At 61.2% G+C, this 12,484-nt stretch carries 11 protein-coding genes; 3 read left to right on the top strand and 8 right to left on the bottom strand.

Translation table 11 applies throughout. From position 1 onward, the window contains the following. The first annotated feature begins 9 nt into the window (after positions 1–9). A complete protein-coding gene (locus AC0IZJ_RS25540; RefSeq protein ID WP_471854600.1) occupies positions 10–1,554 on the top strand; it encodes a tetratricopeptide repeat protein in 1,545 nt (514 codons plus the stop codon). Here the strand turns inward: AC0IZJ_RS25540 and greB are convergent, their stop codons facing one another. Further along, complete coding sequence (greB, locus tag AC0IZJ_RS25535) at positions 1,555–2,124, bottom strand: transcription elongation factor GreB (protein ID WP_471854598.1); 570 nt, start codon at positions 2,122–2,124, stop codon at positions 1,555–1,557. Positions 2,125–2,139: 15 nt separating this feature from the next. On the opposite strand from greB, the gene AC0IZJ_RS25530 reads away from it, so the two are divergent. Then, positions 2,140–3,174 carry a CaiB/BaiF CoA transferase family protein gene (locus tag AC0IZJ_RS25530; protein ID WP_471854596.1) on the top strand — a complete coding sequence of 345 codons (1,035 nt, stop codon included), beginning with the start codon at positions 2,140–2,142 and terminating at the stop codon, positions 3,172–3,174. Positions 3,175–3,810: 636 nt separating this feature from the next. Here the strand turns inward: AC0IZJ_RS25530 and AC0IZJ_RS25525 are convergent. Both AC0IZJ_RS25525 and AC0IZJ_RS25520 read right to left on the bottom strand, forming a co-directional pair. Further along, positions 3,811–4,185: a hypothetical protein gene (locus AC0IZJ_RS25525; RefSeq protein WP_471854594.1), complete on the bottom strand. Its 375-nt coding sequence runs from the start codon at positions 4,183–4,185 to the stop codon at positions 3,811–3,813. Positions 4,186–4,194: 9 nt separating this feature from the next. Continuing rightward, positions 4,195–4,539, bottom strand: coding sequence for a hypothetical protein (locus tag AC0IZJ_RS25520; RefSeq protein ID WP_471854592.1), 345 nt, complete (start codon positions 4,537–4,539; stop codon positions 4,195–4,197). Positions 4,540–5,002: 463 nt separating this feature from the next. Between AC0IZJ_RS25520 and AC0IZJ_RS25515 the strand changes: the two genes are divergently transcribed. After that, positions 5,003–7,432, top strand: a complete 2,430-nt coding sequence (locus AC0IZJ_RS25515; protein WP_471854591.1) for a caspase family protein — start codon at positions 5,003–5,005, stop codon at positions 7,430–7,432. A 1,195-nt stretch (positions 7,433–8,627) separates the two neighbouring features. Here AC0IZJ_RS25515 and AC0IZJ_RS25510 read toward each other — a convergent pair. The 5 genes from AC0IZJ_RS25510 to AC0IZJ_RS25490 all read right to left on the bottom strand — a co-directional run bounded on the left by AC0IZJ_RS25510 (position 8,628) and on the right by AC0IZJ_RS25490 (position 12,432). Next, positions 8,628–9,413 (bottom strand): formylglycine-generating enzyme family protein, encoded by a 786-nt coding sequence (locus AC0IZJ_RS25510; protein WP_471854588.1) that lies wholly within the window; start codon positions 9,411–9,413, stop codon positions 8,628–8,630. Between the two features lie 309 nt (positions 9,414–9,722). Beyond that, positions 9,723–10,532 carry a hypothetical protein gene (locus tag AC0IZJ_RS25505; RefSeq protein WP_471854587.1) on the bottom strand — a complete coding sequence of 270 codons (810 nt, stop codon included), beginning with the start codon at positions 10,530–10,532 and terminating at the stop codon, positions 9,723–9,725. Positions 10,533–10,612: 80 nt separating this feature from the next. Continuing rightward, on the bottom strand, positions 10,613–11,002 hold the full coding sequence (locus AC0IZJ_RS25500) for a DUF4280 domain-containing protein (protein WP_471854584.1): 390 nt from the start codon (positions 11,000–11,002) through the stop codon (positions 10,613–10,615). Positions 11,003–11,031: 29 nt separating this feature from the next. Continuing rightward, positions 11,032–11,532, bottom strand: coding sequence for a hypothetical protein (locus AC0IZJ_RS25495; protein ID WP_471854583.1), 501 nt, complete (start codon positions 11,530–11,532; stop codon positions 11,032–11,034). Between the two features lie 351 nt (positions 11,533–11,883). After that, on the bottom strand, positions 11,884–12,432 hold the full coding sequence (locus AC0IZJ_RS25490) for a DUF4123 domain-containing protein (RefSeq protein WP_471854581.1): 549 nt from the start codon (positions 12,430–12,432) through the stop codon (positions 11,884–11,886). Positions 12,433–12,484: the final 52 nt, after the last annotated feature.

Below are 12,484 nucleotides of genomic sequence, written 5' to 3'. Positions count from 1 at the left end.
GGAGACAAGATGACCGGCACCGACCGCCCATTCCTTCAACCGAACTGGGCGGCACGTGCCGTCCTCGCCCTGGCGCTTGCGGCATCGGCCGCTGGAGCTCAGCAGTCCGACGGCGCCAAGCCGGCTACCGCGCCGGCAGTTGCGCCGACACAGACGCTGAACTCGGTCAAGGTGACCGGTCAGCGCAACGGCGGCGTCGATTCTTCGATCATCACCGCCGCCAAGGACAAGGTCCTGGGGCGCCAGTTCGCCTCGTCATGCGGCTTTCTGAGTGGCTACTCAGCCGCCGAAGACGAGGTGACGCTGGCCTATATGCGCGACATGGGCATGCAGGACAGCCCATCCAACGAGGCCGAGCGCTTCAGCGACCTGAGCCCGGCTGGCAATGCCAAGACGGGCCCCGTGACTGGCCCGCTGGACGCCCCCACGACCGACCCCAACGACATCAGCGGCACCTCGCCTGCCGTCGCCTGCGGTGGCGCCGACCGCCGCTTCTCCGCCGGTCGCAACTGGATCGCCCGCAAGGACAAGTCGCTGACCAAGGCCTTCGAAGCCTACGAGGCGGGCAACTACACCGAGGCCCGCGCGAAGTTCGAAGAAGGCTGGAAGAAGCTCGGCTACGAGGAAGCGGCCATGATGCTGGGCCGCATCCACCTGCTCGGCCTGGGCACGCCGGCCAGCACACCCAAGGCCATTGAATGGCTGCGCCAGGTGACGGACGCGCGCTATGACCCCGTCAACGACCGGCTGAAGTTCGATCCGAGGAAGCCGGACAACATCAACACCCGCGTCGAGGCCTCGCTGCTGCTCGCGCGCATCTACCTGAGCGGCCAGGGTGCCAAGCGCGATCCCGCGGAAGCCTACAAGTGGTGGAACAAGGCGCTGGACTACGGTTTCGAGCCGGCCGGCACGTTGCTGGGCCAGGCCAACCTTAGCGGCATCGGCACCGCGCCCGATGCCAAGCGTGCCCTGACCTATCTGCAGAATGCTAGCGAGGCGGGCCATGTGCCGGCCCTCTACATGCTGGGCCAGCTCTACCAGCACCAGTTGCCCAAGCAGCCCGAGGGCATCCCGCTGGACCTGCCGCGCGCGGGCGCCTATTACGGCGCCGCCGCCAAGGCTGGCCACCTGGAGGCCACCTATGCAGCCGCACGCATGATGGACCTCGGCGAAGGCCTGCCCGCCGCGCCCGAGCGGGCCGTCGTGCTCTACAAGGACGCTGCGCTGAAGGGCCACGCCGACGCACAGAACGCGCTGGCCACTTTCTTCTACCGCGGTGAGGTTGTTCCGCAGAACTTCGCCACGGCACGCCAGTTCTTCCAGGCCGCGGCCCAGCGCCGCCAGCCGGACGCGATGTTCAACCTCGCCGTCATGCTGGCCCAGGGCCAGGGCGGCGACAAGGACATGGCCGCCGCCTACGCGTGGTGCACGCTCAGCAAGGGCCTGGGCAACGAGCAGGCCGCCATTGCCCTGCCCGCCATCGCCGCCAGGCTCAGCACGGACGAGAAAGCGCGCGCCGACGCGATGCTCAAGCCGCCGGCCAAGAAGTCCTGATCAGGGCGCTGCAGGCGCCGGATAGACCACCTCGACGACCTCGATCTTCTCGACGCCCACCGGCGTCACGAGATTGAGCTCGTCACCCACGCGTGCCTTCAGCAGCGTGCGCGCGATGGGCGAGACCCAGCTCACCTCGCCGGCCAGGCTGTCCGCCTCGTCGATGCCGATGATGCGGATGGTCTTCTCCTCTCCGCGCGCGTTGACATAGGTCACCGTCGCACCGAAGAAGACCTGATCGCTGCCGTGATGGGCACTCGGGTCGACGACCTCGGCGATGTCCAGCCGCTTGGTCAGGAAGCGCAGGCGGCGGTCGATTTCCCGCAGCCGCTTCTTGCCGTAGAGGTAGTCGCCGTTCTCCGAGCGGTCGCCGTTCTTGGCCGCCCAGGAAACGATCTCGACGATCTTGGGCCGCTCGTTATCCAGCAGTTCCATGAATTCCGCGTGCAGCCGGGCATAGCCGGCCGGCGTCAGGTAATTGCGGGCGCCGGCGGGCAGTGCCGGCAGCGAGGGGCCATCGCCCTCGTCATCGTCGGCCGCATCGCTTTCCTTGGTGAATGCCTTGCTCATGCGAGCATTGTCGCCATGGACTCCTCACCCAGAAGCGGGCCGCTGACCGGCCTCAGGGTCATCGAAATGGCCGGCCTCGGCCCCTGCCCGCTGACGGGCATGCTGTTGGCCGACCACGGTGCCGATGTGCTCGTCATCGAGCGCCCCGGCGGCCAGGCGATAGACACCGGAACGGCGCTGGACCGCGGCAAGCGGCGCCTCTGCCTGGACGTGAAAACGCCCGCAGGCCTGGCCGAAGCGCGCCGATTGATCGACGGTGCTGACGCGCTCATCGAAGGCTTTCGCCCCGGTGTCATGGAGCGCCTCGGTCTTGGCCCCGACAGCTTCACGCCCAGCCATCCGCGCCTCGTCTACGGCCGCCTGACCGGCTGGGGCCAGACCGGCCCGCTGGCCCAGGCGGCGGGCCACGACATCAACTACGTGGCGCTGACCGGCGTGCTGTCCGTTGCCAGCCGCGCGGGCGTGGCACCCAGCCTGCCGGCCACGCTGGTCGGCGACATGGGCGGCGGCGCGATGCTGCTCGCCTTCGGCCTGATGGCCGCACTGTGGGAGGCGCAGCGCAGCGGGCGCGGTCAGGTCGTCGACGCGGCCATGGTCGACGGCGTGGGCCTGCTGTCCAGCCTGCTGCATTCGTTGCGCGCCGCCGGCCGGTGGAGCGACGAGCCGGCGCAGAACTTCTTCCTGCACAACTCGCCTTTCTACGACAGCTTTGCATGCGCTGACGGCCGCTTCGTGTCGCTGGGCGCGCTGGAGCCGCCGTTCTATGCCGAGTTGCTCAGGCGCCTGGGCTTGCACGACATTGACCCGGCCGCTCAGCACGACCACCGCCAATGGCCGGCACTGCGCGAGCGCGTCGCAGCGCGCATCCGCGAGCAGACGCGCGACGAATGGATGGCGCTGCTGGAAGGCAGCGACGTCTGCTTCGCGCCGGTGCTGACCTTGGCCGAGGCGCCGCTGCATCCGCACGCTCAGGCGCGCAGCAGCTTCGTGCAAAGCGCCGACGGCCACTGGCAGCCAGCCAAGGCACCACGTTTCTCCCGAAACGGCTGAGGTTTTCAACCGCACAAGGAAAAACGCCCCGGAGCAAGCTCCGGGGCGTTTCCATTTCTTCTTGTTTTTGGTGCGGCTGGCAGGATTCGAACCCACGACCCCTTGGTTCGTAGCCCCCTAGCCGCTTTATAAATCAACGACTTACGGGTGCCCACAACTCACGCAAGTGCAGAATTCCGCTGGGGGTCGCATGGAGAACTCACGCAAAAGACACGCAAATTAGTTGAGAACAATTCTTGTTTGTCATTAGGGTTCATGTGGCCCGTGATGCCGCCGGCGATGTCTGAGTTGGTCGAGGCCACAACCAGCATGGGCGACGACGACGTCGGGCCTTGTAGAGCACCGCGTTCAAGCGCGACTGTTTAGATCCGCAGCGCAACCATCGTTTGCTGGGTGAAGTCGGCCCTCCAGCCTCAAGCCGACATCGCGTCACCGATCGGCGGCTGTGCAGCGTTCGGGAAAGCTCTCCATAACGCTGCAGAGCCGTCGTCGACTTCAGGGTGTCAGCGGTTCTTCGCCTCGCATTGGTGAAGCGCCATGCACCGACCGACGAGCCGGAAACGGAAGCTTGCCAATACAGCGGAAGCGGTGGAGCGCCTAGCGTTGGCCTTCTTCCCACGGTATGAAGCGTTTGAGCTAGGACGAACCGGCCTGTGCCTCAAGACCAGCGACGGTCCGCTGCCCCAGATTGAAACTGAGTTGTACAGCCTGCCTTGTCCCCGCATCCGCCCTTCCTGCCGCCACATACGCATTGGCCGCGCGAAGGGGTACCAACAGGTTCCGCGCCGCCTGCAGGACGTCCGCGGCGGTTCGGTCCATCACGACCGTCATGCGCCAAACCTGCAGCAGACGGTCGGCGTCAACTAGGTGCAGTCGCAACTGACGTTGCCATGGTTTGCTAGCGGGCAGTGAGCTCAGCAACGCCCGGATCAGCAGGTCAAGGTCGTTGACGGCATTAGCGATGCCATCGAGCTCGGGGGCCGGCGTCGTTGGAGGCGTCGGTGAGTCCATGTCGGTAGGTCAGAACTCGTCCCGGGTGCTGCGCCCGGCGGGTGGCGCTGCCTTCTCGAACAGCCAGTCTGACCCCTCGGTCTTGCCGCGAACGAAGCGGGCCGCAGCGCCGGTGACGATCTTGTCGTCGCAGGCGTGGAAGGCTTCCCACGAGACCGTGTAGTGGACGGTAACTCCGACGTCGGTGACCTCCGCGCCGGCAACCACGATGTCGGTCATGCGGGCCAACTCGTCGAACTCCGCGACGCTGATGTCGAGGGCGAGGCCGAGGTGGTCGTTCTCGACGCTCTCGTCGAAGTTGAGGCGAAGGTCTTGGTCAGCTTTGGGGAACGGGACACGGATCTCCGCGGGCATGCGGCAATTTTGCTGCAAGGCAACGGCACGCGTGACGGATGGCAGCCCGTCAGGGGCGAGACGATGGGCCTTGGCAGCGGCTCCCCGGGCAGCGGGGACACGCCCAGGCGCACAGAACTTGGCATCAGCGGCACGACAGCCTGCGTCGACCTATCCTGCATCAGCCGACACGGCAAAAGCCCTTCAGCTCTGCCTGACGGTCCCAATCTGCACATCAAACCCCGGATACGACGCGCCCTTCACTGGGCACCGACATGTCGGGCTACTCCCAACTACAGCTCACCTTGATCGCCAGACAATTGAACGAGAGGCCGCCCAAGACGCGCGGCTCCCAAACGCCCGCTGAGCGCTTCAGCGAACGTGCCGCGATGACCGTTGAATCCGCCAGTCGAAAGCGCAGCTAGGCGCAATTTCCCCGGCCCTAGGCGGCGCGATAAATTTGGTTGGGCGGTAGGAGATGAAGATGAAAACCGGTGTGGTAAGTGAAAGTGCCTGGGGGCTCGGCTTCGGGACAGTAATACTTGCTCCGCGTTCGAGAATTGCGTTCCTTCGCCGGATGGCCATTTGGTGGATTGTTGCGCTGCTTGCTATGCCGGCAATCGCCCAGCCGGAGCTGGCCAAAGAAATTGGCATACGCGAGGCCAATCCTGGCGCCAAGTTTCTGGCGCTGGTGATTGGCGTCAGCAACTACGGCAACGCGCAGCTGAAGGCTCGTGGCGCTGCGGCGCCGGTGCGTATTCCAAGCCTTGATGGCCCCCGCGAAGACGCTCAGGATATCGCCTCATTAGTAAGGCACATGGGTTTTGTCATCAGCAACGAGAACCAGATGTTCGATCTGGACCGCTCGGCAATGCAGCGCGAGATCAGCCGTTTTTTGGGCCAGCTAGACGAGCAGACTGTGGCATTGGTGTACTACTCTGGTCACGGTTTTGAAAATCTGAACGAGAACTACCTGGTTCCTCGATCAGCCAATCTGGAATCAATCGATGATCTGAAAGGGCAGATGGTGTCGCTGAACGAATTGCTGAGAGACATGGGCAATCGTCGCGCCAAAGCGCGGATCGTCATTCTTGATGCCTGCCGCGACTTCCCGGACCTGGAAGGCGGAACTAAGGGCATTAGTGATACTGGGGGGTTTGGTGAGGTCAAGATCGGCGCGGGCTTGCGATTGGTTTACGCCGCAGAGCCTGGCAGGCAGGCTTTGGCCGCGCATTCCGGTGAGCGCAACAGCGTCTTCACCAGAGCCTTGCTGAGAGCGATGCGTGAGCCGGCGCTGGGTACCTTTGACGAGGTGATCCATCGCGCCGGCGAGATCACCCAGGAGCTCACTCGGCGCGGTGACGGCAGTAGTTTTCAGCAGCCCTGGATCGCGGGTTCTGCAGGAATGACCTTCAGACTCAGGGCGCGACCCGGCCTTGTCGATGACAAGATCGGCTCCGAGGATCTGGCGTGGGCCAAGTGTCGGGACGGTAGTTCAGCGTCGTGCGCGGCCTATCTATCGCGGTGGCCGCAGGGTCAGTTTGTATCACAGGCTTCGGCCAAGCTGCAGCCGCGGATTGGCAAGTCTGGGACTTGTCGGACATACACAGCCAAGCCGGGCGACAACGTGATTCGGATAGGTCTTGATGCAGGCGTGCCATGGCGTGACATCGTACGTTGGAATGGAGAAGAAGTCGCGCGAGCTATTGAGGTCGGCCAAGTACTAAACCTTTCAGCGGATTGCGCGCCCAGATCTCAAACAAGCGAGCAAGGCTTGGCAGGGCCAGCGACTGAGACATCGAACCGACAGCCGATCGGGCCGCTGAGAAAGCTGGGCGATTTTACTATGGATGCGTTTTTGGGCAAAGGCCTTCTGGCTCGTGTCGCATTTGATGCAGCAGGCAAAGAACTCTCGGTGGTGACTTTTTGGCAAGGCATCCCGCAAGATTCTGATCCCGAACCGCGGGACAAAAGTATCCTTGAGACAAAGCGCTTGGACAACGAATTCCAGACAGTCAGGCGACTTACCTTTCCCGCGCACGGTATGAAAGGGCTGAGGATAACGCCGGATGGCCAATGGGCACATTTTTTTGGGGGATTTGTCTCTCGATTTCCGTTAATTGGCGGAACATCAACGGTACCAAGCCCGACTTTTGTTGGGCAGCCCTTATGGGGATATTCAGGGAATGCCATGGACCTTGGTGGGCTACGCCAAGTCGGAGTAGGTGAGTGCCCCCACTCACGTCCGAAGCGGACTGACCAAGGCCTATTCGTTTCCGATGTGGGCGGCAAGCGATGTCAGAACATCCAGGGCGTGTTGCCAAAAGTTTACGGCGTAGGCATCATCGACAGAATCGAGGCAAGTTCCGACCTGGCTGTGATTGCTTACCAAATGCGTTATGGCTCGACAGTACAGGTCGTGCGTGCGTCGCCGACGGGTGCGGCAACAACGATCACGATTCCAGAATCCGAAGCGCCTGTCCAGACCACGTTGGGCCCAAAGCCGACTTTCTCCGACTTCCGCGTTTCGCCCAACGGCTCGAATCTGGTTGCCTGGCCGAATTGCCCAAGCGACGACAATCGCGCCATTGTCGTGATTGATACACGTTCAGGGCAAGCGATCCGCTATTTGGCGTTGAATCGAGGAGGAAGCGGGTGCATTGCATCTGCGGCGATGCTGACAGACCGTCTATTGGTTATTGCCACGAGGGGAGGAACGACGAGACCGGGTGTGCACCTTTACGACCTTTCTTCCGGCGAGTTGCTCGCAACGGACCATTTGGAAGAAGGCTTCGAAACGATTGACCTGGAAGCGCATCACGCAACGCGCACCATCGCAGTTGCTGCCCGTCGGACGGGAGGCAACGAACGGCAGGTGCATGTCAAGGTTTACCGGGCAAGCGCGACGAATTGATTCCAACGCATTATCAGGCACCGCGTTGCTCAACGATATTGGCAGTGCGCACGCGGCACAACACTTACCGATCTGCCGGATAGAAATGGCGCTTTCCCGCACACGACATCATTGCGGGTTTCGGTGTGCACAAAGTTGCCTTGCGTTCATTCGTCGCCACCTGCTTTTTCCGTATCTGACAACGGCACTGCTATTGGTAGTTCATCCAGTTAATGCGGCGCCTTCGCCGAATAGGATGCGACCGTGCGAGCCGCCGAACGCCGTGCTGGCGTGGCAGAGCGCCGTCGAGGACGGTGGCCTGCCATCCATTTCGTGGCAACAAGCAGAATATCAAACGCGCTCTGCGCTGCATGCTGGCCGCGCGGGACATTGGGTTCATCTCAGTGATGCTGGACCTGCCAACGGTGTGCTAGCGTGGTGGCCCTGTGGTACACGCTCGGCGAAATGGTTGACCACCGGGCGCTTTGTTTCTTGGCGCTCCGGCCCAGTAGTACCTGGCCAATCTTCATCGTCACTCTGGCTGCAAACAGAACGGTTTGGCACCGGAGTGCAGACTGTAATTGCTCAATGGGTGTTGCCGCAAACACCGAAGCCACATCTGGTCTGGGAGACTGAAATATATGAGACATTCTCAGGGCAGGATGACATAGAAATCCAACGCGATCTTAAAACAACAAATTTCCGCCGTTGGGTTATAATTGAGAGCAAGATCGTCAATGGTACTAGTGTCGCGGTGAAGCCCGTAGCTCTCTGTTGGCGAAAAGAAAACAAATCCTCTTTGCCACGTCTCCTCGCGTGTCGCGGCTAGGTGACTTCTCTAGCCATATTCCGAAAAGTCCCCCCCCCAGAATATCTGCCGGTCACGCCACTAGTTAACGACACTTATCAAGACTGATGATATGAGCACACTTGGCACAACATCTATGCAAATGGCAGGGAGTACGCACGCTGGCGGAGTAAGCTGATCTCGAGGATGCGGTCGCTAAGCGCCGCGCATCTAATATAGCAATCATGGAGCCAGAGGAACTCAGCAAGACCGAAGACCGCGTCGTACCTGGCAGATTTCTAGATGTCGCTGAGCAGACAATTGCATCTTGGATGCACCGGTAGCGACTCACCGTTCAACCTATTCGCCTGGCTACAGTCCGCCAGTTTCGTGCAAACGGCGCATGACTCCTCTGCCGTTTGCTGAAACTCAGAGTGTCCTGGCGATCCGAAAGCCGACATCGCCACTGCGGCCATCTGTTGCCACCGTGCCACGTGCGGACGACCGCAAGTCCTTAGCGCCACTGAACCAGCAGCCTCCGCGAACTACCTTCTTACCTCCCGTTCGCGGCGAGTCTTGGACCCATTCCCATACGTTGCCCATCATGTCGTGCAGACCAAACGCGTTGGGAGGGAACTGCGCGACGGGCGCAGTCGTATTCATCCAACGGTCGCGTCCACTGGCATGGCCCACACAGCAAGCGTCTTCGCCATAGTTGGCGAACTCGTGGCTAGCCTCGTCGCCCCATGGATAGGCCGTGCTGCTACCAGCACGCGCGGCGTATTCCCACTCTGCCTCGCTGGGTAGGCGATAGCGGCGACCGGTAAGAGCGTTGAGCCTACCGATGAACGACTGCGCATCGTTCCAGTTCACATTCTCGACCGGGCAGTCATCGCCGCATTGCTGGAAATGGCTCGGGTTGCTACCCATAAGTGCCCGCCACTGGCCCTGCGTGACTTCGGTGCGGCTGATTTCAAAACGCTGAACGGTAACCTGACGCTGCTGGCGGTCGGCCAGATCGCGGGGATCTCCGGTAGGCTTGCTGCCCATCCAAAAGCTGCCACCATTCACGCGCACCATCTTTGGGCAGGCATCGCAAGGGAGCGGAGCCGCATGCGCAACCTTGGCTGCGAGCGCGACGGACAAGGTCAGAAATGCGAACATCTTCGCTGGTGAGATAGCCGTTTGACGGCACGGCACGCGAGTCTCTTGCATGCGCTAATTCTGAGGTCTGCGCCCGAATCAGTACCGCTCAGAAGTAGACCTTTCCGGTGTTCACCGTTCGCTTACTGGGCAGGAGCCGTTCGCGCATCTCAAAGACGTGCCGGAGCGGCTGCCGACGCAGCCCAACATCCGGATCGCGGACCTGCTGTCGCATCGCTAGACGCCGAGCCCGGCCTCAATCTGACCGCCAAGTCTCCGGTCAATACGGTTTGCCCGGACGTTTCCCAAGGAACTCAGACGCAAGCACGGCCAGGAGGCTGCGGCTGCCAAGACCGGCATCAGCGTGGCCAGCGCCGACTGCTACTCAAGCAGGTTCACCCCCTCCTTTCTGAACCACCCCCACATCCACTCCTTCACAAGCTCGGAAGCGGCAGCATCTCCTCTGATGTCGGGCCAAGGCACACCGCCAAGCGCACCGTGCGTAGCTTCGAACAGCTGCAACTTGTGCTTGCTCGGATCCGCCATAATGAGACCGCAATTTTCAAAGTCTGTTAAGCCGCTGCTCCGACCTGCCCAAAGTTTTTGGTCCTCAAGCGGTCTTTGCCGAGCAGCATCGTCGATCGTTTCTCTAGCCTTCAGGGTTGATGCGTGATCGGCACCGAACAGCGCTTCCAAGATCGTCCCTGGACGCGCGGGCAGAGAGGCCATCCGCAACGCCCCCCGAGTGTTGGCGAGAGAATTGTTAGCCTTTTGTGAGAACGTCGCGTCACGCTTAGCGTAGTACACGACATCAACGTTGCTGGGGATCGAGGAGCGGCCGCGCTGAAATACGGTTTTGTCAACCGCATCGAACAAAAACATAGCATTCACGCGGGTTGGGTAGATGAGGCTTGCGGCGTGGATGACGGCCGCACCTCCTCTGCTGTAGCCGCAGAGATGCAGGGGCTCGGGCGGATCGATGGCCGGGCAGTTGGCTCTGATGCGGATCTGCAACGCGACCTGCCTCGCTAGGCCCGACGTTTCAATGCCGGAGATGGACGGACCGCGCCAATACATTGAGGCTCCGCTCTGTTTGAGCTTCGCGTGAATGCGATTGCAGAAGCTACTCTGCATTTCTGCCTTGTACTCGCCGTTGTCCCAGGGGCCAGATCCATCCACGAGATACAACACTCAGCGTTCTCCTCGACGCGTCTGTATCGACAACAGATTAGACGCGCGGCCACGGTGTCTTTCAACTGGGGCCAGACGACTCATGGCTCGGTCACGGTGATCGCCACCGGGTTGACGATAGAGATGACCCCTGCCCAGTTGCACATGCACTTGCTCGTACTGTTCAACGCCGGCTCATTACCGATCACCACAGTGGGACTCCCAGTGGTCCACGGCGTGGCAGTGGCCGGGATACAGGGCATCGGCGTGAAGGCACCCATCTTCGCCGCCGTCGCGGCAGCTACGACAGGATTTGCCATCGAGTTGCACAGCCCAAACGAGGCGATGTTGATCATCGGCTTGTGATCCATGATAGTAGCCGCTGGCAGGTTGCAGGCGATGGTCTTGTGCCTTGGCAAGACACTGAGCGTCGATGGCGCCGTGCCCATCGAACACATCAGCGTTGCGGTCATGACGGTCTGATTGGACATGCGTCGACCTGGCGATCACGATCATTCAGTCAGTTCAGCCGTGGGACGATGCATTGGTTACTCATGTCGTAGGCCGAGAACCCTATGGACGCGAGCGCGAACGGAATCGCCCATCCTGTGGGTAAAGAAATGACACCAAGCGCCAAGTCCGCAGCAAGCGATGCAAGCGCTTTTTGGCATGCGCTGAACTCTCGAGTGTCCACTACGCCAGCAGCCTTGATCACCTTGTCAAAGACAATCACTGAAATGAAAAGCCCTGCTTTCCCAGGCGTCATGTTCAGTGCTTTACCCATACTCATCGACTTCGAGAACTCGCCGAAGACGAGGCCGGTCATCTTCAACGTGAGCGCGTCCGCCCCATTCCCTGCGGCGGACGTTGCCCCGCCTAGCGCACCAACTAGATCGCCTTTGGCTACTCCCTTGGATGCGTCTGCAACGCCTTTGAATATTTTCGCAACCTGGCTTCCAGTCTTTGCCGAGGACTTTGCGGTCAGATAGGCCTGTATGTGTGCTGCGCTCGTGTCGCTCATGTCTCAACTCCTTTCGTCATCGATTGACATCGTGTCCTCCCGCGCCAACCTGTCGAAGTGTTGCGCGTTCGCACTCGCTCAGCGGATCTGCCTCCAAGCATTGCCGGACCATCGACATCTTCCCGTCAATCGCCGTCTCTCCCAACAACTCACTCTGTATTAGGTGCGTCGCTAACTCGTGCCAATCGTCCGGCCTCTGTTGGATGGCGCCAGCAATTGCGCGTTCAACCACTGCAAGAAGTACTTCTCGTGGTTGCCATTGACGCGGTGAGAGTATCGCGACCAATGTGTCAACGAAAAGCTCCTGCCAGCATTGCATCTCAATGCGATGGATTTGTTCAGGCGTCAGCATCAAGCATCTCCCAACTGGTAGTGCAGAACGCGCGGTACGTTGGCGGTCTCCCGGCTGTAGTGCATGATCTCTGCGCCCTCCCCTGCCTCAAGCCAGAGAGCCTGGGCAGGGCCGAAGAAGGCGGACATCTGTGCATCGTCGAACGTCGGCAGCGTGTGCCGCAGCACCCTGGGGTCGTAGTAGCGGAAGAACATGAATTGCCCCATCGGACCCTGTACCTTGAGAAATGGCCGGAAGTGCTGCCGCAGATCCAGGAACGTTACCGCTTCCGGCACGTAGCCGTAGATGCCCCAATGATCCTTCCACCCACGCGACAGCGCCTCGCGCAGCAGCGGCGCACTGGATTCGAGCTCCACCAAATAAGGCATCACCGCAGCCAGCTCGGGGTCCAGATCACCCGGAAACAGGCACTCGTGCGGTAGCCCCGAACTCGCAAGGCGAGCCGGTAGATCGTCGACGATGGCGCCATCGAGAATCGCAAAGACGCGTCGTGCATCTCCCTGAAACAGAGTCCGTATGAAGGCATCGACAGACGGGATACGTGACACGCGTGGGCTCTTGTTCTTGATGGGTTCGGACTGCTGGCAACGGCACGGTACG

It is taken from the genome of Roseateles sp. AC306 (genome assembly GCF_979253795.1).
The sequence above is the reverse complement of the archived record's forward strand: the minus strand, read 5'-3'. Positions and strand labels throughout refer to the sequence as shown.